Origin of the sequence: Devosia ginsengisoli (assembly GCF_007859655.1) — a bacterium.
Taxonomy (GTDB): domain Bacteria; phylum Pseudomonadota; class Alphaproteobacteria; order Rhizobiales; family Devosiaceae; genus Devosia; species Devosia ginsengisoli.
In genome coordinates this window covers 1,897,586-1,918,788 of sequence record NZ_CP042304.1, presented here as the reverse complement: position 1 = coordinate 1,918,788, position 21,203 = coordinate 1,897,586, and the positions used below count along the sequence as shown (strand labels likewise).

24 protein-coding genes are annotated in these 21,203 nt (G+C 64.7%); 8 read left to right on the top strand and 16 right to left on the bottom strand.

Annotation, left to right across the window (positions count from 1 at the left end; all coding sequences use genetic code 11):
- Positions 1-244: 244 nt before the first annotated feature.
- On the top strand, positions 245-2,428 hold the full coding sequence (locus FPZ08_RS09430) for an autotransporter domain-containing protein (protein WP_146289737.1): 2,184 nt from the start codon (positions 245-247) through the stop codon (positions 2,426-2,428).
- 11 nt (positions 2,429-2,439) lie between these two features.
- Complete coding sequence (locus FPZ08_RS09425; RefSeq protein ID WP_146289736.1) at positions 2,440-2,913, top strand: hypothetical protein; 474 nt, start codon at positions 2,440-2,442, stop codon at positions 2,911-2,913.
- Between the two features lie 114 nt (positions 2,914-3,027).
- Here the strand turns inward: FPZ08_RS09425 and FPZ08_RS09420 are convergent, their stop codons facing one another.
- The 7 genes from FPZ08_RS09420 to FPZ08_RS09390 form a co-directional block, all read right to left on the bottom strand.
- The gene (locus FPZ08_RS09420) at positions 3,028-3,399 is read right to left on the bottom strand and encodes a heme-copper oxidase family protein (RefSeq protein ID WP_146289735.1); all 372 of its coding nucleotides are present in this window, start codon (positions 3,397-3,399) and stop codon (positions 3,028-3,030) included.
- Between the two features lie 156 nt (positions 3,400-3,555).
- On the bottom strand, positions 3,556-4,194 hold the full coding sequence (locus FPZ08_RS09415; RefSeq protein WP_146289734.1) for an SH3 domain-containing protein: 639 nt from the start codon (positions 4,192-4,194) through the stop codon (positions 3,556-3,558).
- A gap of 488 nt (positions 4,195-4,682) precedes the next feature.
- A complete protein-coding gene (locus FPZ08_RS09410) occupies positions 4,683-5,258 on the bottom strand; it encodes an SH3 domain-containing protein (protein WP_146289733.1) in 576 nt (191 codons plus the stop codon).
- 120 nt (positions 5,259-5,378) lie between these two features.
- Positions 5,379-6,035, bottom strand: coding sequence for an SH3 domain-containing protein (locus FPZ08_RS09405; RefSeq protein ID WP_146289732.1), 657 nt, complete (start codon positions 6,033-6,035; stop codon positions 5,379-5,381).
- A gap of 134 nt (positions 6,036-6,169) precedes the next feature.
- On the bottom strand, positions 6,170-6,811 hold the full coding sequence (locus tag FPZ08_RS21905) for a peptidase inhibitor family I36 protein (RefSeq protein WP_186767281.1): 642 nt from the start codon (positions 6,809-6,811) through the stop codon (positions 6,170-6,172).
- A gap of 101 nt (positions 6,812-6,912) precedes the next feature.
- Positions 6,913-7,299 (bottom strand): acyl-CoA thioesterase, encoded by a 387-nt coding sequence (locus FPZ08_RS09395; RefSeq protein WP_146289731.1) that lies wholly within the window; start codon positions 7,297-7,299, stop codon positions 6,913-6,915.
- A gap of 2 nt (positions 7,300-7,301) precedes the next feature.
- Positions 7,302-7,895 carry a thymidine kinase gene (locus tag FPZ08_RS09390; protein WP_146289730.1) on the bottom strand — a complete coding sequence of 198 codons (594 nt, stop codon included), beginning with the start codon at positions 7,893-7,895 and terminating at the stop codon, positions 7,302-7,304.
- 110 nt (positions 7,896-8,005) lie between these two features.
- On the opposite strand from FPZ08_RS09390, the gene FPZ08_RS09385 reads away from it, so the two are divergent.
- Together FPZ08_RS09385 and FPZ08_RS09380 are read left to right on the top strand one after the other, a co-directional pair.
- Positions 8,006-8,461, top strand: coding sequence for a GNAT family N-acetyltransferase (locus FPZ08_RS09385; RefSeq protein ID WP_186767280.1), 456 nt, complete (start codon positions 8,006-8,008; stop codon positions 8,459-8,461).
- Between the two features lie 286 nt (positions 8,462-8,747).
- Positions 8,748-9,128, top strand: coding sequence for a DUF2147 domain-containing protein (locus FPZ08_RS09380; RefSeq protein WP_146289728.1), 381 nt, complete (start codon positions 8,748-8,750; stop codon positions 9,126-9,128).
- A 200-nt stretch (positions 9,129-9,328) separates the two neighbouring features.
- On the opposite strand, the gene FPZ08_RS09375 is transcribed toward FPZ08_RS09380, so the two are convergent.
- The 3 genes from FPZ08_RS09375 to FPZ08_RS09365 all read right to left on the bottom strand — a co-directional run bounded on the left by FPZ08_RS09375 (position 9,329) and on the right by FPZ08_RS09365 (position 12,384).
- Positions 9,329-10,234 carry a DMT family transporter gene (locus FPZ08_RS09375; RefSeq protein ID WP_146289727.1) on the bottom strand — a complete coding sequence of 302 codons (906 nt, stop codon included), beginning with the start codon at positions 10,232-10,234 and terminating at the stop codon, positions 9,329-9,331.
- A 225-nt stretch (positions 10,235-10,459) separates the two neighbouring features.
- Positions 10,460-11,692, bottom strand: a complete 1,233-nt coding sequence (locus FPZ08_RS09370; RefSeq protein ID WP_146289726.1) for an aminotransferase class V-fold PLP-dependent enzyme — start codon at positions 11,690-11,692, stop codon at positions 10,460-10,462.
- Positions 11,693-11,781: 89 nt separating this feature from the next.
- On the bottom strand, positions 11,782-12,384 hold the full coding sequence (locus FPZ08_RS09365; protein ID WP_186767279.1) for a Spy/CpxP family protein refolding chaperone: 603 nt from the start codon (positions 12,382-12,384) through the stop codon (positions 11,782-11,784).
- A 310-nt stretch (positions 12,385-12,694) separates the two neighbouring features.
- On the opposite strand from FPZ08_RS09365, the gene FPZ08_RS09360 reads away from it, so the two are divergent.
- Positions 12,695-13,039 carry a GNAT family N-acetyltransferase gene (locus FPZ08_RS09360; RefSeq protein WP_146293048.1) on the top strand — a complete coding sequence of 115 codons (345 nt, stop codon included), beginning with the start codon at positions 12,695-12,697 and terminating at the stop codon, positions 13,037-13,039.
- A gap of 183 nt (positions 13,040-13,222) precedes the next feature.
- On the opposite strand, the gene FPZ08_RS09355 is transcribed toward FPZ08_RS09360, so the two are convergent.
- The 4 genes from FPZ08_RS09355 to FPZ08_RS09340 form a co-directional block, all read right to left on the bottom strand.
- Positions 13,223-14,218, bottom strand: coding sequence for an alpha/beta hydrolase (locus tag FPZ08_RS09355; protein WP_146289724.1), 996 nt, complete (start codon positions 14,216-14,218; stop codon positions 13,223-13,225).
- Between the two features lie 10 nt (positions 14,219-14,228).
- Positions 14,229-14,864 (bottom strand): LysE family translocator, encoded by a 636-nt coding sequence (locus FPZ08_RS09350; RefSeq protein WP_146289723.1) that lies wholly within the window; start codon positions 14,862-14,864, stop codon positions 14,229-14,231.
- Between the two features lie 99 nt (positions 14,865-14,963).
- Complete coding sequence (locus tag FPZ08_RS09345; protein ID WP_146289722.1) at positions 14,964-15,392, bottom strand: CBS domain-containing protein; 429 nt, start codon at positions 15,390-15,392, stop codon at positions 14,964-14,966.
- A 259-nt stretch (positions 15,393-15,651) separates the two neighbouring features.
- Complete coding sequence (locus FPZ08_RS09340; protein WP_146289721.1) at positions 15,652-15,951, bottom strand: hypothetical protein; 300 nt, start codon at positions 15,949-15,951, stop codon at positions 15,652-15,654.
- Positions 15,952-16,084: 133 nt separating this feature from the next.
- Here FPZ08_RS09340 and FPZ08_RS09335 point away from each other — a divergent pair, with 133 nt between their 5' ends.
- On the top strand, positions 16,085-16,504 hold the full coding sequence (locus FPZ08_RS09335) for a DUF4864 domain-containing protein (protein WP_146289720.1): 420 nt from the start codon (positions 16,085-16,087) through the stop codon (positions 16,502-16,504).
- A 30-nt stretch (positions 16,505-16,534) separates the two neighbouring features.
- On the opposite strand, the gene FPZ08_RS09330 is transcribed toward FPZ08_RS09335, so the two are convergent.
- Positions 16,535-16,726: a hypothetical protein gene (locus tag FPZ08_RS09330; protein ID WP_146289719.1), complete on the bottom strand. Its 192-nt coding sequence runs from the start codon at positions 16,724-16,726 to the stop codon at positions 16,535-16,537.
- A gap of 153 nt (positions 16,727-16,879) precedes the next feature.
- Here FPZ08_RS09330 and FPZ08_RS09325 point away from each other — a divergent pair, with 153 nt between their 5' ends.
- Both FPZ08_RS09325 and FPZ08_RS09320 read left to right on the top strand, forming a co-directional pair.
- Positions 16,880-17,950 carry a LacI family DNA-binding transcriptional regulator gene (locus FPZ08_RS09325; protein WP_146289718.1) on the top strand — a complete coding sequence of 357 codons (1,071 nt, stop codon included), beginning with the start codon at positions 16,880-16,882 and terminating at the stop codon, positions 17,948-17,950.
- A 59-nt stretch (positions 17,951-18,009) separates the two neighbouring features.
- Positions 18,010-19,212: a pyridoxal phosphate-dependent aminotransferase gene (locus tag FPZ08_RS09320; RefSeq protein ID WP_146289717.1), complete on the top strand. Its 1,203-nt coding sequence runs from the start codon at positions 18,010-18,012 to the stop codon at positions 19,210-19,212.
- A gap of 137 nt (positions 19,213-19,349) precedes the next feature.
- Here FPZ08_RS09320 and FPZ08_RS09315 read toward each other — a convergent pair whose 3' ends face one another.
- Positions 19,350-20,453 (bottom strand): hypothetical protein, encoded by a 1,104-nt coding sequence (locus tag FPZ08_RS09315; RefSeq protein ID WP_146289716.1) that lies wholly within the window; start codon positions 20,451-20,453, stop codon positions 19,350-19,352.
- Positions 20,454-21,203: the final 750 nt, after the last annotated feature.

Below are 21,203 nucleotides of genomic sequence, written 5' to 3'. Positions count from 1 at the left end.
CGGCTTATACGGACGCTACAGGTCCGTCGTGTTCCGGTCGGTTCCCCTGCATTCCCAAAACGCAGAACCGATCGGTGACGCCACCCTGTAACAGGGTGGCGTCTTTTGTTTTGGCCGCGCGGACGGTTATGCGCGGCAGCAATGATTATGCCTCAAGGGCCGCGGCGTTGAACGCGCCGCCGCCGTCTCCTAGTTCGCAGGCCAGGCCCAGTTCCGGGCCGTTTTTGCGTTTCAGGAGAGGGACATGGCAACACGATCGTTCGGCACGGCGCCGCGCAGGCGCGGGGCATGGCGGCTGGCGGGCATGGCAATGCTGCTGGGCACGACGGCCATCGTGACGGTCCCCCGGGCCGAGGCGGCGGGGGAAATCATCGATCCGTCGCGGCAGGACCTCGGTTACCATTATTACGACATTCCGGCGCTCAGCGCCGATGGCAGCATTTTCGTCGGCAACGTCTATGACGCGTTCAACCGCATCTATACCGGCTATTACCAGGAGCCCGGCGGGGTGACGAGCCTGCCCGGTTTTGGGGTCGGCACGTCGCTCATCTACGGCATGAGCGGGGATGGCCGCTGGGTGGTCGGCTATTCGCAGAACCTGGCCGGCTATAACCGGGCCTTCCTGTGGGATGCGCCGAATGGCGTGCCGATCGACCTGGGCCTGCTCTATCCCGCTATTCCCAATGCCCATATGGCGGCCCGGGATGTTTCCGGTGACGGCACGCGGGTGGTTGGTTCCTATATCCGCCCCGGCATGACCCGTGCCTGGGCCTGGATCAAGGACGCGACCACCGGCGAGGTGGACAATGAGGAAATGTATCGGCTCGACGGGCTGGACGATGCCAATAACTGGGCCGCCTGGACGATTTCGGACGATGGCCACTATGCCGCCGGCTATAGCGACGGCAATGCGACCGCTTCGCGGGCGGTGCGCTGGGACCTGTCGGGGCTGGAGGCCGGCAGTCCGGGCGCCAGAACCCCGCTCGATCTCGGCTCGTTCACCGGGGTCGAGGACGGTTGGTCCACCGCGCGTGATATCTCCGCGGATGGGCGGATCGTTGTCGGCGCCGCGGCGGATCCGGACGGTATCAGCCGGGCGTTCCGCTGGGTGGAAGGCGCCGCGGGCGGCGTCGGCGCCAATGTGCAGATGTATGACCTGGGTACGCTGGTGCCCTCGCGCTCCGATGCGGAAAGCGAGGCCAAGGCCGTATCGCGCGATGGCGCCTATATCGTGGGCTGGAGCAACGCAGCAGCCGAAGCGAGCGAGGAGGAAGATGACAGGCTGGCCTTCCGCTGGACCGAAGAAACCGGCATGGAATCCATGCATGACTGGCTGGAGCGGCACGGGGTTACGCTGGCAGACGGGCAGGTGCTGACCGAAGCCACGGCGGTTTCTGACAATGGACGGGTTATTGCCGGGCTCATGAGCACCGCTGAGCCAGGGTCGGGCGCCTTCATCGCCCGCGTCACTGGCGATGGTGGCGGCGATGGCGGGCTGATGGATGTGGCGGAATATCAGCGCTCGCTGTTCTCGACGACGCAGATTGCCAGTGCCGGCGAGTTCCTGACCTGGCTGCCGATGAACGGGGCGCATCACCGGCCGCTGATGCAGCAGGGGCGGCTGGAGGATGGCCATTGCATGTGGGCCACCGGCGATTTCGGGCTGCATGGGGAAAGCGGCACGGGGCTGGGGCTGGCGGAAGCCGGCGGCTGCATTGACCTGCTGGGTGGCAGCGTCAAGGCGGGGCTGGGCGTGGGCACCAGCCATTCCTGGCAGACGCTGGCGCTGGGTGGCTCCAGCCGACTCAACGGGCAATATGTGATCGGCGAGGTGGACTGGCAGCCTGACGGCACGCCGCTGCTGCTGTCGCTGACCGGCATGCTGGGCGGCTGGCAGGCCGAGATGCATCGCGGCTATAGCAATGGCGCGGCGACGGCCTATTCGGACGGCAAGACGAGCCTCGGCTCGGGCGTGATCCGGCTGCGGGCGGACTGGCTCGGGGCTGCCGAAATCGGCAATACGACGATCAATCCGTGGGCGTCGGTGGCGTTCGGGCGGCAGCATATTGCCGCCTTCACCGAGACCGGCGGGCCGTTTCCGGCGCATTTCGATGCGCAGACTTTGGGCATGGCCGAGATGCGGCTGGGCGTGGCGGCGGTGACCGAATTTTCCGCGCAGACCACGCTGACCACCAGTTTCGAAGTGGTGCATCGCAGCGGCGACGCGCCGGCGGCCAAGGGCAATGTGATCGGGCTGTTCGATTTCAGCCTGGGCGGGGGCACGCGAAGCGCCACCTGGCTGCGCGCCGGGCTCGAACTGGATCACCAGATTGCCGACAATTTTGCGCTGTCAGGCTCGGTGCATGCGGCGACCAATGGGCGCGATCCGTCGATCTCCGGGTCGGTTGGGCTTAAATTCACTTTCTAAGAGACAAGAAGATGCAGTTTTTCAAGAAGACGATTCTGGCTTTTGCCGCGCTGGCGGGGTTTGCCGTGCCGGTTGCGGCGCTCGATATGAACCGCGCGGGCACTGTCGTGACCATCATGGAGAAAATCTCCGAGGAGAGCGGCGAGGACATCTATTACGGCGCGGGCGATGTGTTCCTGGAGCTCGATTATAACGGCTATATCGCCGCGGCCGGGTTCGGCGAGGCGGACTGGATCGCCACGTTTGACGAGGTGGTGACCGGCTATATGGCGACCATTCCGCAGGACGAGTTCGACGCGATGTTCCGCGACGTGGTGGCGATGCTGGAGGCATCGACGCTGAGCGACGAGCAGAAGGCCGAACTGCGCCAGGACATGGTGCTGCATATTGCCGAGGCGCAGCGGGCGCGGGAAAGCGGCATGGTGCATGCCCAGGCGGTGCTGCCCTATGCCGACCGGCTGTATCCGATGTTTTTCGGGGAGTAACCCCGCCGATCTCCTCCCGGAGTTGGCAGCGTCAGTCCCTGCATTCCCAGCAAAGATGCTGCCAAGACAGAGCGCCGTCCAAAAGGACGGCGCTCGACGTATTTTTGGAACCTTCTAGCGCGCGGGTGTCCACACCACCCAGGCGAAGAGCAGGACGCCGGCGAAGGTGATGAGCGAGCCGGCGGCGACCAGCGGCTCGAGGGCGGTATTGCCCTGCAGCAGCAGGTAGAGCGAGACGGCCATCAGCACGACGCCGATGACATAGACGAAATACTGGATCATCGGCAGGCGGCCGGATGCCTTGGCCGGGTTCAGGGCGTAATAGCCGCCGAACACGGCCGACGTGACCCAGCCGAGCAGGTTGATATGGGCGTGGGCGCCGATGACATTGTGGTTCTGGCTGATCGACATGTGAATGCCGATGGCGATGCCGACGATCAGGAACAGGATCGCGGTGCGAAAATAGTATTCGGATATGCGTGGCATAGTTGTTGTCTCCCCCAAAGCTGCCCTCTGGCGTCTCCTCACAGACTCGGGTCAGCGGGGGCATGGTAGGCCGGAGTTTTGGCGAAATCCATCGGTCCGCAGCAACAATGCAGCGCCACCCCGGAAGGAGTGGCGCTGGCTGATCGGAGCGAGGGTTCAGAGCGCCTGGAAGCTCGAAATGGCGTTGTCGTAGGTGCCGAGCGAGCTCTTGGACGTGGTGATGGTGGTGCACATGCCGCCATACCAGCTGTTCTTGCAGATGGTGACCTGGGCGCCGCCCTCGACGCTGATCGAGGAGATGGCATTGTTCCAGCTACCGGCCAGGGTCGGATTGCTATCACCAGGGCTGACGCAGAACTGGCTGCCGCTGAAATTGGTGCTCTTGAAGAAGCAGACCTTGGGCGCGGCGGGGGCAGGCGGGGCCGGCAGCGGCGCATCGCCGATGCCGAAGGAGAAGGCCGGGCCGCCGGGGCCGACGGTGACGCCGAAATTGAACGGAATATCGGGCTTGGACGGGCCGGGCGCCGGCTGGGCGGCGGCGGGCTTGAGGTAATTGGCCGAGACCCAGCCATCAGTGCCGGCATTGCGATCGACGAAGCACCAGGAGCCCTGGCAGTCGAGGACATCGACCAGTTCGCCAGCGCTGAGCGTGCCGACCTTGGCGTGGGAGGTGCCGGGCCCGGTACGGACATTAACCGCGCCGGTGGCGATGCCGGGCTGGGCAAAAGCGGCAGCAGTCGACAGCAGGACAACGGCAGCGGCGGAAGACACAGCAGTGATGTGCTTGATGTTCATTTCGATAACCCTCGTTTGACTTGTAGGGAGCGTGAAGCGCGCCCGTTTTCGAGGGGGAATAGACAGTATTGGCGCTGAACTGGCGCTGAATGGGGTGTTTAGGGGGCGTGGTCAGAATGGGCGGGCAGAGCCGTGGAAAGATGAATGAGGCATGGTGGGCGTGGCCCACCCCCACCCTTGATCCCTCCCCACAAGGGGGAGGGAGACGATGAACATTGACGCCTCAGCCTGCCCTCTCCCCTTGAGGGAGAGGGTGGAAATCCGCGTTCAGCGGATTTCCGGGTGAGGGGTGCTGCGCTCTTCCATGCTCCAATGGTTGTGGGTAGCGCAGAACCCCTCATCCGCCCTTTGGGCACCTTCTCCCTCAAGGGGAGAAGGGAAACCCCCAAGCTCCACGCGGCCAAACACTCCCCCTCAAGGGGAGTTAGGCGGGACGATGGTGTCGTGCGGACCGCTCAAAGTGGGGCGGGCGACCGAGCTAAGACGCCTCAATACACCCGGATCGAAGACAGGGCGCGGCGGAGGTAGGGGGCGAGGGTGGGCTGGGAGGCGATGATGCGCTCGCAATAGGACTGGAAGCCGCGGTCGCGGCAGGCAGCGGCGGAGACATTGCCGTCGATCCGGACGGAAGCGAAGCTGTTGTCGAGGCCGAGCAGAGCCAGGTCGTTGATGACGCGGCCGGAGCCGACGCAGAGCTCGGCGCCGGTGAAGTTGGTGCCCTGGTAGAAGCAGACCATGCCGGGACCACCGGCGGGATAATCGGGATTGACGCCGCCGGGCCAGTCGGCCGGGGTGAGGCCGAAGACCACGGATTGCTTGCCGGTCCAGCCGCGGCCGCCGGGGCCATCGACGTTGCACCACAGTTTCTGGCAGCGCAGCACCTTGATCTGCTGGTCGGCGGCGATTTCGCCGGTCACGGCATAGGCCAGGCCCGGGCCTTCGCGCAGGATGAGCGTATTGCTGCTCCAGGCATGGGTGCCGGCCTCGGAAGCGGCGAAGGCTGGCGCCATGGCCAGTAGCGTGATGGCGGCAAGGGCCGTCAGGAAGCGGGTGACATGACGCATGGCTGAATCCCGGATGCTCTCGATGGTGCCAGCCTAGCGCGGCAGGCGGCCCGCTCCAAGGGGCAAAACAAAAAGGGCGCGGCTGGAGCCGCGCCCTTTGCTGTGAACTGTGTTCGCCGTTTAGCGCACGCGCACCGAAGCGACGTAGTCGTCGAAATCGCCCAGCGAAGAGGCGCTGGTGGTGTAGGTGCGGCAGTTGCGATAGCTGCTTTCCGAGCAGACCTGGACCTGCAGGCCGCCACGGTTTTCGATGGAGGAGATGCGGTCGGTCCAATCACCCAGGTTGCGGATGCTGTCGCCCGATTCCATGCAGAAGCTGGTGCCGCGGAAGCTGGTGCGGTCGTAGAAGCAGACTTCGTCATAGACCGGCTGGATGACCGGGGGCTGCGGGCGGATAACCGGCGGCTGGTTGCCGACGCCAATGCTGATCTGCGGGCCGTTGGGGCCGCCAATGGTGAAGCCGAAGCTGAGGCCGGGCTGGCTCGGATTGACCGGGCGGCCGCCGGCGCTCAGATAGCTGGCGGAAACCCAGCCGTCCGGGCCGGGCTTGACGATATAGCACCAGGAACCCTGGCAGCGCTGCACATCGACCTGGGTGCCGCGGGCGGCGACATCGACCACACCATAATTGGTGCCCGGACCGGAGCGCACGTTGACATTGCCGGTCACGACGCCGGGTGCTGCATAGGCAGCCGGCAGGAAGACGACGGCGGCGGTTGCGGCCACGGCGATGCCGGTGGCGATATTCAGCAACATCTTGCGAGTGTGGCGATTCATCTGTCTGTGCTCCTCTGTGCTTCGACCGGCCCCGGGATGGGGCGACGCTTGGCGGCCGATGACGCTTCAGCTTTTTGATTGTTCAAGAAACGGAACCGAGAAGAAAGAGTTCCGGTGAATATTGGTTTGCCAACTTAGTAAACGTCCAGTGACGAGGCGCGGCGGTCAAGCTCGACCGGCAGGCGCGAGGCGCTGCTGCGCAGAGTAACGCAGTAGCCGCGATAGCGCTCGTCGCTGCAGAGATCGACACGGGCGCCGCCAAAGACCTCGACCGAGCGGATCTTGTTGTCCCAGTTGTTCAGGCGGCTGTAGGAATCGCCTGCATCGACGCAGAAGCGGGAGCCGCGGAAGCTGCGCTCGCTATAGAAGCAGGCCTCGGCATTGTCGAAGACCGGCGGCTGCGGGCGCGGCGGCTGTGGCTGCGGCCACGGCTGCGGCCATGGCCAGCCCGGATTTGGCTGGGGTTGGGGTTGCGGCTGCGGCCGGGGCGGCTGGGGTTGAGGCTGTGGCTGCGGCGGGCTGACCGATTGGAGGACGACGTCGTTGCGCTGCACCCAGCCGCTCAGACCGCCCCCGCTGATCTGGCACCAGCCATCGCGTTGGCACTGGCCCTCGATGTTTACCCCTGCCGGCAGGGTGCCGATGAGGGCGGAACTGGCGCTGTTGCTCTGGTAGACCCTGGTCTGCTGCGTTGTCCGGCCAATATCGGCGAAGGCCGGGACAATGCTGACCGCGACCATGGCGGCGATAGCGGCGACGAGCAGGCGGATGTTCATAAACACACTCCAACGCGACCGGGTCCGGTCGATAGCGGCAACAAACCACGTGCTGCCTGAACGCCGGCTGAACGAAATCGTTCAGCTTGAATCGGGCAGGCTCACGGATCGATGCGGCGTTTCTGGCCGTCGTCGTCGAGGGCGACGTAGACGAAGCGGCCTTCGGTGACCTTGACGCGGTCGGCCAGGCGGTTGCGGCGGGCCCAGGCTTCCATGCCCACGGTGATGGAGGTGGTGCCGACACGCTCGACCGTGGTGTAGATGCACAGGACATCGCCGACCTTGACCGGGGCGATGAAGGTCATGGCTTCGACAGCGACGGTGACGGTGCGGCCCTTGACGCGTTCGTGGGCGGCGATGGAGCCGGCAATATCCATCTGGCTCAGCACCCAGCCGCCGAAAATGTCGCCGGACGGATTGGTATCGGCCGGCATGGCCAGGGTGCGGATGGTCAGAGCGCCCTTGGGCTCGTCGGTATTCGATTGCATGATCAGGGTCCTTTTACCGGCCAGCGGCCAACAGCTTCTTCCCAGTGCTTGCGGCAGAGCGAGATATAGACCGATTTTTCGATCGATACCTGGTCGCCAGCGGTGAGCACGCGGCCATCGGCGCTCTGGCGCACCACCATGGTCGCCTTGGCGCCGCATTCGCAGATGGTGCGAATTTCGCGCAAGGTATCGGCAATGGCCAGCAATTCCCGGCTGCCGGGGAAGAGATTGCCCTGGAAATCGGTGCGCAGGCCGAAGCACATGACCGGAATGCGCAGGCGGTCGCTGACGCGGGCGAGCTGCCAGACCTGGTCGGGCGTGAGGAACTGGGCTTCGTCGACGAAGACGCAATCGACCTTGCCGGTTTCGGTTTCCTCGCGGATGGAATGGTAGAGGTCGTCCTGGGCCGAATAGAGTTCGGCCGGCTCGGAAATGCCGATGCGCGAGGATATGAGGCCGATGCCGTTTTCCACATAGAGCGCGGAGGTGTAGAGCAGCGGCCGCATGCCGCGCTCGCGATAGTTATAGGCGGCCTGCAGCAGCAGGGTGGACTTGCCGGCATTCATCGCCGCGTAGGAAAAATAGAGCTTGGCCATTTCGGGCTGGGGTCTCGTGGTTGCGGCGGTGACGAGTTAAGGCAATAGACCCTGTGCCGCCGCGCATGAAGCGCCAGCAGGCAGCCATCAACAGGTTCATGGGGGAAGGTATGGCCGACATCGTCATTCGCAAGGCCGTTGCCGCGGATATTCTTCCGCTCGGCAACATGCTGGAGCAATCCTGGTTTGCGCATTGGGGGCCGCATGTGAGTGCGGAATCGCGCGCGCGTTTCGTGCGGGAACATCCAGCGCGCGGCTATGCCCAGGCGTGCTGGCAGGACATTATGGTGGCCGAACTGAACGGGGCGGTGGTCGGCATGTATCATCTCGACAGGCCCTATCTCCATTCCATCCACGTGGCGGTCGATCACATCGGCAGCGGGATCGGGCGCGCGATGATGACGCGGGCGGAAGGCGAGGGGGCGCGGCGGCTCGAAGTGCGGGCATTCAACGAGCGGGCGCGCCATTTCTACGAACGGCGCGGCTGGCTGGCCATGGGCCAGAAGGACGACACCGAAATGGGAACGCCTGTGGTGACGATCCAGATGGCGCTGGCCGAGGCTTAGTTCAGTTCATCGTTTCGTCGAAAAAAGAGGCCGCCCGGCGGGGCGGCCAGAATGCCGACTGGATCGGCAGGGAGAGTGGGGGTTGGCGGCCGCACTCTCCAAAAGGCCGGGCGCGACGTTGGGGACGTGGGGCGCGGCAGGTTCGGGCCAATGGGGGATGGGCCGGAACGGGGCAAGACTTAACGATCTTGTATGACGGGGACGTGACGCGATTGGTCAGATATCGTTCAGGAGCAGTTCAGCTTGGCTCGGGCAGGCTGGTTGTCCACAGCCTGGAGTATTCGTGATGCGGAAACCTGTTCTCGTGCTTGGCGCATTGGCGCTGCTGGCGCAGCCGGCACTGGCCTCTCCCGAGGGCATCTGGGAAATCGAGATGCGGGATTCCCGCTATAGCGTGGAACTGTGCGGGGATGGCACGCAATTGTGCGGCACGCTGATCTGGCTGGGCAATGGCGCCGACAATGCAGAAAACCTGCCCTATCTCAATACGCTGCTGATCGACCATGCGCGGCAGGTGAAGCCGCATCAGTGGAAGGGCGACCTCAACATTTATGGCAAACATGCCAGCGGCACCATCACACAGGTGGGGGAAGACCAGATCACGCTGAAGGGTTGCGTGGCCTTCGTGATCTGCAAGACGTACCAGATGTATCGGTATGGGGAGTAGGAGGCGGACTGCTGCCTGAGTTGGGACCCCATGTTGCACACTCTCGGTGTCATCCCGGCCTTGAGCCGGGATCCATCCTGGGGTGTGTCGGCTAGCGCGGCTGGTCAGGGCGACCTTGCGGCTGTGGAATGATCTCGGGATGGGCCCCGGCTCAAGGCCGGGGTGACATCGTGGGTGGGGAGACTTTGAGGGTTGTTCCGCTAATTCGTCGTTCGCGCTACATGGGCCCGGCGCCGCTCCCATAGCGGCGGCAGGGCCTCGACGGCGAGGATGGCGAGAAAGATCAGGGTGGCGCCGGCATAGCCGATGGGCGGCAGGCGTTCGCCCAAGATCAGCGCGCCGCCAATGGCCGCGAAGAGGCTTTCGGCCGACAGGATAATGGCGGCATTGGCGGGTGGCACATATTGCTGGCCGATAGCCTGGAAGGTGAAAGCCACCGCCGTCGAGAGAATGCCGGCATAGGCGATTTCGATCCAGCCGGCGGAAATGCCTTCCCAGCTCGGGGTTTCGAGGGCGAAAGCCAGCGACAGGGCGACCGCTCCGGCAAACAGGAAGCTGACGGCGGAGACGAAGATGGGCAGGCCGGTGGCGCGGGCGACATGGCCGAGCAGGATGACATGCATGGCCCAGAATACGGCGCTGATGACGATGAGCCCGTCACCCTCGGTGAAACTGTCGAGCCCGCCGCCATTGAGATAGTAAATGCCGATCAGCGCCAGCGGCACGCAGACGAAGATGATCGGGTGGGGGCGGGTGCGGAACAGCAGGAAGCCCAGCACCGGCACGAAGAAGACGTAGAGCCCGGTGAGGAAGCCGCCATTGGTGGCCGTGGTGGTGGCGAGGCCCGCCTGCTGCAGCCAGGAGCCGATGAGGAAGACCGTGCTCATGGCCAGGATAAAGGCCCAATTCACGCCAGTCAGCTTTTCGGTGCGGCGGCGGCGCTCCCATAGAGCCAGTGGCAGGATGAGCAGGCCGCCGAGCAGGTAGCGGACGCCGGCAAAGGTCAGTGGACCCATGGAATCCATGGCCGACTTCTGCGCGATGAAGGCAAAGCCCCACAGCATGGTGCAGATCAGGAGCAGCAGGGCGGCGACGGGGCGGGACATTTTTTGGGGACTCGTTGTTGGCTTCTGCCAGCTGGTATGCGGAGGTGGCAGTCGTCTCCCTCCCCCTCGTGGGGAGGGATCAAGGGTGGGGGGTGTCGGAGGTTCCGCGTGTATTATGGAGTTCGCGGAGCCTTCGACACCCCCTCCCTAGCTCTGCTACGGCCCTGCGGGCCTAGCGGCGCTACCCTCCCCTCAAGGGGGAGGGTGTTCCCAGTAGGCTGGGGCCTATTTCAGCTCCGCATCCAGCGCGGCGATGAGCTGCTGTATCTCCTCTGGCGTCGTGTAATGCACGAAGGACAGGCGCAACACGCCGTGGTCGGGGGCGATGCCGACGGCTTCGAGGAGGCGGTAGGCGTAGAAGTGGCCGCCGCCGGCCATGATGTTGTGCCTGGCCAGGCGCGCGGCGACGGCGGCGCCGGGTTCGGCCAGACCGAGGGCGATGGTGGGCGCGCGCAGGTTGGGATCATCGGGGCCGATGATGCGGACGGAATTCTTCTTGCGCAGATAGTCGAGCAGGGGCGTGGCCAGGGCCACTTCTTGGGCGCGCATGGCGGCGTGGGCGCGGCGGAAGGGGTCAGCGCCTTCGACGCTGTTGCCGGCGATGGACGCGACGGTTTCGAGATAGTCGGCAATGCCGGAAGCGGCAGCGATCTGGGCGTGGTCGGGGCCGGCCGGGGTCAGCCGGTAGCGCGGCTTTTCGTCATTGAAGAAATGGCCCTGATTGGGCAGCGACATGGCGAGCTCCGGCCGCACGGCCATGACGCCTTGATGGGGGCCATAGACCTTGTAGGCGGAGAAGAAATAGATGTCGGCGCCGAGGGCCGTGAGGTCCGGCAGGCCGTGCGGGGCATAGCTGACGCCGTCGATGGCGGTGACGGCGCCGATGGACTTCGCCCGTGCGGCGATGTCGGCGATGGGATTGATCTCGCCGGAGACGTTGGAGCAATGCGGCGCGGCGATCAGCTTGACCTTGCTGTCGAGCAACTTGTCGAGATCTGACAGGGAGAGGCGGCCGGTGGCGGGATCGACCTGCCATTCGCGGATTTCGGCGCCCATTTTGGCCAGCTTGCGCCAGGCGCCGGTATTGGCCTCATGATCCTGATTGGTGACGATGACGGCGTCGCCCGGCTTGAGATATTCGCCGAAGGCTTTGCCCAGCACATAGGTATTGGCCGAGGAGGAGGGGCCGAAATGGATCCAGTCGGCGGTGACGTTGAGGGCCTGGGCGAGGCGCTCGAAGCTGAGATCCATGGCGGCGCCGGCCGCCTGCGAGGCCGGGTAGTGGCCATAGGGCTGGAGCTTGGTGGCGCGATAATAGTGGTCGAGCTTGGCGAGCACGGCGCGCGACGTATAGGAGCCGCCGGCATTTTCGAAGAAGGCCTGGCCCTGGAGGGACGGTTCGGCAAAGGCGGGGAATTCGGCGCGGATACGGGCGGGATCGAGGGGCAGGGCGGTCATGATCTATCCAGTCGGGTGGTCTCCGATTGGTAGTGGAAGGCATGACAAAAGCAAACCCCGGCGGTTGAGCGCCGGGGTTTGCGGGTTGCCTAGCCCTTGGAGGCGGGGGCTGGGGCATCCGGGCCGCCCTGCTGGCCCATATGGCGCGGGCCGCCCTTGCCGAAATTGCCGCCATGATCGGGGCGCTGCGGGGTCAGCTGGGCCTGCTGCTCGGCGGTGAGGCTGTCGAAGAAGGCGGTGAGCGACGGCTGCACGGCTTCGAGGGCGGCGAGACGCGCGGTTTCGAAGGCGATGCGGTTTTCGAAGCGCTCGGAGAGGGTCGACGCTTCGGCCGTCTGGCCTTCGGCGGGGCGCAGGGCTTCGGTGGCGGTGGTGAAGGTTTCGGCGGCGGCCAGCGCGTCGGTCTTGAGGGTGTCGAACAGAGCCTGCTGCTCTGATGTCATCTCGACGGCGTGGCTGAGACGGACGAGGGCGATTTCGACGGCTTCACTGCTGCCGCCAAGGAAATCGACAAGGCCGCCACGGCCGGGACCGCCGTAGCCGTCCTGACGGAGGTGGAAGCCCGGGCCGCCCTGGCGGAAGGTCTGTTCCTGGGTGGGCGCGGCATCCTGCGCGTAGGCGGGGACAATGGCGGTCAGGCCGAGAGTGGCCGTCATCAGTGCCACAATGGCGGTCGTGGTGATCGTCTTCATGGTAGGGTCCTTTGCATGGGAGCCGGTTGATCCGGCAGGAATGACCCTAGATTGTGCCGCCTGTTCAGGACCTTGCGGGGGGTATGAAGACTTGGTCAGGTTGGTAAGAAACTGTCTGGAAAAGCACTTCGGCGGCCATCTAACGCGATTTTCTGCGCTTCCGGTGCTCACGTACCGAACGTACGCTGCGCTCCGGTTCTCGAAAATCACGCCAGCTGACTCACCGGAGCGCATTTCCAAACAGTTTCTACGAAAGAGGCGGACTTTGACCATTGAGATCGTGACGGACCCGTTTCCGACGGACGAGACGATGCGCCGGCTGTGGCTGGCGGCCTGGGGCGACGAAGGTCACGCGAGCTTCCAGCTGCTGCTGGAGCGGAGCCTGACGCATGTTGGCGCCTATGACGGCGCTCGATTGGTCGGCTTCGTCAATGTCGCCTGGGATGGCGGCGTGCATGCCTTCATTCTCGATACCTGCGTGGATGAGGCGTTTCGCCGGCAGGGGATTGCGTTGCGGCTGGTGGAGCGCGCGGCTGACGTGGCGCGGGTGCGTGGGGCACAGTGGCTGCATGTGGATTTCGAGCCGCATCTGGAGGGGTTTTACCGGCAATGCGGGTTTAGGCCGACAGGGGCGGGGCTGATGCGGTTGGGATGAGCGTTGACGGCCCCGTGGCTCCTTCCCTTCTCCCCTTGAGGGAGAAGGTGCCCGAAGGGCGGATGAGGGGTTTCTATCCACCTGCATTGAAGCATGGGAGGGCGCGGGACCCCTCACCCGGTTCTTACGCTGGACGCGGAAGAACCACCCTCTCCCTCAAGGGGAGAGGGTAGGCAGATGGGGTTACGGCGACGCCAGCGTGGTTCGCAGGAAGGCGAGCATCTTGTCGAGCGATGCCATGCCTTCCGGCGTGTCGAGATTGAACTGGTATTCGTGCGGCAGGGCAGGTTCGTGGTCGGCGGGATAGAAGAGGCTGGAGACGGGTACGCCCATGCCGGACAGGGAGGCGGCGAGGCGTTCGGCCTGGGGCGACAGCGGGTCGCCATTGCCGCTGGTGATGTAGGCGGGCGGGAAGTTTGGCGTGACATAGTGGGCGACGGAGGCGAGGGTGAACTGCTCGTCCTCGACGAAATCCTTCACGCCCGAATAGGCCCAGAGCACGGTATTGACGAACCACGACATGTCGCCGCCGGGGACGGTGGCGGCCTGCATGTCATAGGCGCCTGACACCAGCAGCACGCCGCGCAGTTGCGCCGGATCGATCAGCGGCGCGATGCCGACCTGGCCGGCATAGGTGGGGTCGGTGATGATATTGGCGACCTGAGCGGCCAGTTGGGCGCCAGCGGAATCACCGGCCAGGATGATGCGCGACGGGTCTATGCCGAGGTCGGCGGCATTGGCCGATATGTGGCCCAAAGCGGCATTCACCTGGCGGACCGGGGTGGGGTAGCTGGTGCCGTAGCCGGTGGAATATTCCACGCCGACCGTGGCATAGCCCTGGCCGGCCAGCACTTTGAGATAGTTGGCGACGCCGGCCTTGCTGCCGGCAATCCAGGCGCCGCCATGCACCCAGACGATGACGGGCAGCGGGCCGGTGGCGTCCGGGGGCAGGTTGAGGTCGAAGACTTCGGCGGGGCCGGTGCCATAGGGCAGGTCGGTGCGGGTGAAGATGCCTGATGGCACATGCTTGACAAGCCGCGCCTCGGAGGCGGCGTCGCCCTTGCCGAAGGCATACTGGATGACGAGGACGGTGGGCCAGGGGCTCAGCTTGAAGGCGAGGAACAGGGCGACGGCCAGTACCGCGATGATGCCCAGAATCCACAAGAACAGTCGCTTCATGCGCCCTCCGCTACGGCCTGATATCGCGCAGGCCGGAGATGAGCAGGGTGATGCCCAGGGCGCTGAAGGCGGTGCCGAAGGCGGCTTCGATCCAGCGCCAGAAGCGGGCATAGCCGCGGCTGGCAAAGCCGGTGGAGAACATGACGCCGTAAAAGCCGTAGATCAGCGTGGCCGAGAGGGCGACGACCGGGCCGACAAGCAGGACCTGGCCGGGATTGAGGCCGGTGCCGAACAGGAAGGTGGCCAGAGCCAGCCACATCATCAGGGCCTTGGGATTGGTCATGACCACGAAGAAGCCACGGCGCCAGGCGGCCAGGTCGGAGACCGCACGGGTTTCGGCGCGCAGGGTCGCCTCGCCGCCGCGGAGCACGGCCCGCAAGGCGCGAAAGCCCAGATAGCAGAGATAGGCGCCGCCGATGAATTTGAGCGCGGTGAGCAAAGCGGGAACGGCGGCAAAGACGGCGCCGAGCCCGAGCGACGCCAGGGCTGCCCAGACCAGGGTGCCCGAGGCAATGCCGGCCACCACCAGCAAAGCCGAGCGGCGGCCACGGCCGAGCGCGGTTTCGATGACGGCGAACATGTTGGGGCCGGGCGAAGCCTGGGCCGCGGCCACGCCGAGGAGGACGAGAAGGAAACTCTGCAGCATGGAAGGCCCGGGGTTGGCGATGCGCGATCCGATGCGCAGCGGCGAGCCTAGTGGCGGCGCAGCGGCACCGTCAATGGATTTCGCGGCGGATCGCCAGAGCTATGAAGCGATATATTCCCGCAGCACTTCGGCCTCGCGCTCGGCTTCCTGAATCTTGAATTTGACCACATCGCCGATGGAGACGATGCCGATCAGTTCGCCGGTTTCGGCGACGGGCATATGGCGGATGCGCAGGCTGGTCATGCGCTCCATGACTTCGGCGATATTGGTGTCACGCGTGCAGGTGACGACGCCGCGCGTCATGGCCTTGGCTATGGTGAGGGAGAGGGCGCCCGTTGGGTCCTTGCCGAGGCGGCGGATGATGTCGCGCTCGGACAGGATGCCGATAATGGCGCCGCCGGTATCGGTGATGACCACGGCGCCGATATTGTGAGCGTTGAGCAGCCGCACCGCATCGGCAAGCGTATCGGTTTCGGGCAGGGTGTGGACGATCACGCCCTTGGTTTGCAGGATGGTATCGACAAGCATGTTGAAGTCCTCCTCGGTACGCTGGGATTCACGTGATGGCGGCCTGCAAATGGCGGGCTCTGCGCTTCCGGTGCTCACGTACAGAACGTACGCTCCGCTCCGGTTCTCGAATCCCACCATTTTCGGCGCGCCCTGACGTGAATCCCAGCATACCGCAGTGCTGACTGTGGACCCGGAGTCGCGGGGCAGCAATAGGCCGAAGGTCGGAAAAGAAAAGGCCGGCGCAAGGCCGGCCTAGTGACGTCGGGAATCAGGGAGGTCAACCCTCGCCCTGGCCAGGGGACCAGTGGCGGCGGGTCGAACGGCGAATTGGAGCTTCCGCCGGCAAAGCACCGCGCAAGGCAATCCGCGCGGCTTCGAACAGTATTGCGACGACAAGAATGGTCAGGGGCACCATGAACACCGCAATCTGGGTGTCGGGCTGGCTGGCCAGGTTCGCGGCGGTGGCCGGTGTGACGCCGGCAATCAGGGCAGCCATCGAACCGAGGCCAATAAGGGCCGTCGAGGCAATGGCGTAGAGCCTGAAACTTTTCCGCTTGATGGACGTAGATTTATGCATGGGATCCGTCGTCCATGTCTTCGCAATGGTGCCAGTAAGCCATGCGAATGCGGTTCGAGTTTGTGTCGAATAGGGTGTGGCGCGTACCATTTGAGGGCGAAACTGTGGCGGCAGGGCCGTCGGGAGGTGAGCGATGCGCATGATGATGGCAGTGGCAATGCTGCTGGCGGCGCTGGTGGCGCCGGGCGTGGCACAGGATGATCCGGCACCCTGGCGGGCGGTGGTCAGCGGGCAGATCGCGGCGTTTCGGGCGCAGGATGGCGCAGCGGCGCTGGGTTTTGCGGGACAGGGGTTCCGCATGCAGTTCGGCGAGGCGCCAGAGATGTTCGACGAGGCGATTGTCGCGGCCGGCTATGGGGCGATCGGGGAGTCGCGATCGCATAGCTTTGGCGAATTCAACCGGAGCAGCGAAACTGATGTGCTGCAGGTGGTGAAATTCGTCGGGGCGGACCAGCGGCTCTATGAGGCGGTCTATCAGCTGGCCGACGAGCCGGACCAGGGCTGGCGGGTGCAGGGCGTGGTGCTGCGCCGGACGGCCGGCCTCGGCATCTGAGCCGAAGACCGGCCGGGGCGGCAGGTGGGGTCACTCATAGGCGTGGACGCCGCTATGATGGCTGCGGATCTTGCCTTGGCGCGCCAGCAAGGCGCTGACGGCGCGGGCGAGCGGACGCATCAAGCCATCGGGAAAGCGGCGGCTCTTGATAGCGACGGGCGCTTCGGGTTCTTCCCAGTGCTGGCGATAGATATCCTTGAACAGGTAGCTGGCGGGGATCATTTTCAGTCTCCTTTGGATCGATTCAAAATGCCAATGTGGAAATGCGTTGAACCGGTTCAAAATGGGACTGATACACGGCCGAGTCAAGCGAAATTTGAACCGATACAAAAATTCTGTTAGGAGAGGGCATGATGCAAAGGAGTTCGGCGGGCAGTGACGCGGCAGGGTGAAACGAGCATCAAGCTCAAGGACGTGGCCAAGGCGGCGGGCGTGTCGCAAGGCACGGCGTCCAACGTGTTCAGCAAGCCCGAAGTCGTGCGCGACGAAGTGCGCGAGCATGTGCTGGCCGTGGCCAAGGAGCTTGGCTATGCCGGCCCCAGCGTGACCGGGCGGCTGCTGCGGCAGGGCAAGGTCAATGCGGTGGGCGTGGCGGCGATCGAGCCGCTGCGCTATTTCTTCGAGGATCCGTGGGCGCGCCACCTGATGACCGAGATATCGGAAATCTGCGATGCGCGCGGGGCCGGCGTGGCGCTGGTTTCGGCGCGCAGCGACGAGCGGCTGGACTGGAATGTGCAGTCGGCGCTGGTGGATGGCTTCATCCTGCTCTGCGTCGAGGGCGGCGAGCGGCTGGTGGAGATCACGCGGCAGCGGCAATTGCCCTTTGTGGCGCTGGCCATCGGCGCGGCGGCGGCGCGGGATATTCCGGCGATCGGGGTGGACAATATTACCGGTGCACGCGTGGCGGCCGAGCATGTTATCGGGCTGGGGCACCGGCGGCTGGCCATCCTGTCGGCAATGCTCAGCCACGGCCATGCCGGGCGTGTCGACGTGGATTATGTGGAATCGGCGACCTATTCCTCCTCGCGCGACCGGGCGCGGGGCTATTGGCAGGCCATGGAAGCGGCGGGGATAGATCGCGCCGATGTGCCGGTCTTCGAGACGCGCGAGGACGAGGCCAGCACGCATGAGGTCATGGCGGAGATGTTTGCCGGGACCGAGCAACCGACGGCGATATTGGCCATGTCGGACAAGATCGCCATGTTTGCCGTGGACTGGCTGTTCCGCAGCGGACGGACAGTGCCTGATGATGTTTCAGTGATCGGATTCGACGGCGTGCCGGAAAGCGCCGTGGCGACGCCCAGGCTCACCACGATGGAACAGCCGATGAAGGAGATCGCCCGCAGGGCCGTCGAGGCGACGCTGGGCGGCGTACAGGTGGAAGGCAAGCAGGTGTTGCAGGCCCGGCTGGTGGTGCGCGAAACCACCACTCCGCCCAAGGCATAACTTGCCCCTGATGGCGCGAGGCCGTATCAGTTTGCCCGGATTTCCGGGGAGAGTGACGAATGGGGTTCTTGTCCGAAGCATTGGAGCGCGTGGCGCCGTCGGCGACGGTGGCGATCAGCCAGAAGGCGCGCACCATGGCGCAGGAGGGGCGCGATATCATCGCGCTTTCCGCCGGCGAGCCGGATTTCGACACGCCGCTGCATGTACGCGAGGCGGCCATCCGCGCCATGGCCGAGGGCAAGACGCGCTACACCAATGTCGATGGCATTCCCGAGCTGAAGGAAGCGGTGGCGGCCAAGTTCCGGCGCGATAACGGGCTGGATGTGACGGCGGCGGATTGCTTCGTCGCTTCGGGCGGCAAGCAGATCATCTTCAATGCGCTGATGGCGACGCTCAATCCGGGCGACGAAGTCGTGGTGCCGGTGCCCTATTGGGTGAGCTATCCGGAAATCGTGCGGCTGTGCGGGGCGGAGCCGGTTTTTGCCGTGGCCGATGACACGACGGGCTTCAAGCTCAAGCCGGATGTGCTGGAAGCGGCGATCACGCCCAGGACCAAGTGGCTGATCCTCAATACGCCGTCCAATCCCAGCGGGGCGGCCTATACGGCGGACGAGCTCAAGGGGCTGGCGGCGGTGCTGCTGCGGCATCCACATGTGCACATCCTCACCGACGATATCTATGAAGTGCTGGTCTATGACGGCGGCACATTCGCCACCATCGCGCAGGTGGAGCCGGCCTTGCAGCCCCGCACGCTGACGATGAACGGGGTGTCCAAGTCGCATGCCATGACCGGCTGGCGCATCGGCTATTGCACCGGGCCGCGGCATATATTGGGGGCGATGCTGAAGCTGCAGAGCCAGTCGACCACCAATCCCAGCTCCATCGCGCAATGGGCGGCGGTGGAAGCGCTCAACGGGCCGCAGGAATTCCTCGCTGAATGGCGGCAGGTGTTCCAGGAGCGGCGGGACTTGGTGGTGAAGGGGCTCAATGCCAATACGGGGCTCGATTGCCTGACGCCGGAGGGGGCGTTCTACGTGTTTCCCTCGTGCAAGCGGCTGCTGGGCAAGACCAGCGCCGGGGGCAAGGCGCTGAACACTGACGAGGATTTCGTCATGGCGCTGCTGGAGGAAACCGGCGTGGCGCTGGTGCATGGCGCGGCGTTTGGCCTGCCGGGGCACTTCCGGCTGAGCTATGCGGCCAGCAATGCGGAACTGGAAGAGGCAGTGGCGCGGATACAGGGGTTCTGCGCGGGGATACGCTAGGCGTCACCCAAACTCGATCGTCACCCTCGGGCTTGACCCGAGGGGACTATACTTGCGGTTCGCTCATCAAGTGCAGAGCCCTCGGGTCAAGCCCGAGGGTGACGGCTGGTGGGTGGGGCGAGTGCTTGAGTGGTCGCTTATTTCCCGAGCCAGCTCAGGAAGCCGGTATTGCTGCCGCCGGCCTGGGCGAACATGTCCATGAGCTTGGTGGTGGACTGGTAGCTCTGGACGGCGGCCTGGTAGAATTGCTCGCTCCAGCCGGCGGCCTGGCGTTCCTCCGGGCTCATCGAGGCGAAGAGGGACATGATGTTCTGGCTGAAGGCGGTGGGGTCGCTGGATTTGGCGGCGTTCTGGAAGCCGGCCAGCAAAGCGGCGCCGCTCTTGCTGCGCATGGCCGCATTGGCGGCGCTGACTTCCTGATCGGTGAACTGGCCGGTCTTGTCGAGCACGATGGCGGACAGGGTGCGGCTGCCGAATTTGGACATGTCGATATAGGTGCCGATAGTGGTGTTCTTGTTGAAGGTGGGCACCTTGCCGGCCTTGATGGCGTCGGCATAGAGGGCGTCGAGCGTCTTGCGGGCACCGGTGGCCACGTCGGCGATGTCCTGCGGCTCGGCGGACTTGCCGGCCTCGACCAGCGCCAGATAGAGCGCCACCGGATCGTCCTCGCCGGCATCGGGCATGGTCTTGGGGGCGATCTGCAACTGTTTCTGCGCTTCGGTGACGGCGGCGCGGCCGGCTATCCAGTCGGTGCCGGCCTTTTCCTCGGGGCTGAGGCTGTCGAGATATTCGGCAGCGGCCTTGTAGAGGGCGGTGAAATTGCCGGTGACTTCGGCAATGGCAGCGGGGCCGGACAGGGCGGCTTCGAAACGGCGCTGCATTTCTAGGCCCGCGGCGTCGCGCTCGTCGGAAGTGAAGCTGTCGTCGCTGGCCATGGCGAAGAGTTCGCGGGCATCGAGGCTGGTGAGATCGAGCGCCAGCTTGCCGCCTTCGAGCGGTGAGGTGCGGTCGGCTTCGGTCAGCAGCGTGGTGAGCTTGGCGCGGGCATCTGTAATCACGGTGGCGAAGTCGCGGTCGGCAAGGGCCGCACGAGCTTCGTCGGACAGGGTGACCGAGGTGGCGGCCTGTTCCGTGGTGGTGGTGTTTGCCACGCTGCTGGTGCTGGCCGCGCCGGCGGCTTGGGCCGAGGCGGCGGCCTTGTAATAGCTATTGGTGGAATAAGCGCTGCTGACGACAACCATCGGATGCTCCTGCGATCGGTCGAAGACCGTGATGCAAATGGCGTGCCGGATGGAAAATTCAGCGAAAACAGAATGTTGGCGTTTCCGCCGCGCGCCGGGGCGGCAGAACTTGCCGGGGGCGGGGAAAGAAAGGCCCCGCCCGAGGGGATGGGCAGGGCCTTAGAGGTCGTCAGCCGAAGCATCTGACCTTGGAGGAGCGGCGCCACGAACGCCGCTGGTTTGGTCGAGCGGGAGTATCGGACTCCCGCCGGCGCGACACAAACGCGCAATGGGAAACGCTGCCATGCAGATTCGCTGGCCGGTTCATGCCCGGAGCAAAAAAGAGGCTCCAACCGAAGTTGGAGCCTGATGATAGGGCCGAAGCCAAATCGAAAGTTTTGGCCCAGCGCAAGGGAGGAGGATATGCGCCGAACCGGTGGACCCAAGCCAAGGGAGGAGGAGATGGCCTAGATCCGGTGTCGCAAGAAGCGGGTCCGAGGGAGGAGGATACGGAGCGGCTTCACCAGCGACAAAGCCAATATAGGTTTTGACCGTTTGGTCAGCAATAGATGGGTCAACATGACTGCCATGCATTTCGCACAGCGACAAGTTGTCCACCTGGCATTGGCAGCCCTCATGGTGAGCCTGTCGAACCATGCGGGCGTGGCACGATAGCGCCACTCGCGCGACCTCGTGGTTCGACAAGCTCACCATGAGGTCTCTGGGTCATAGAGCAAAAAAGAGGCTCCAACCGAAGTTGGAGCCTGATGA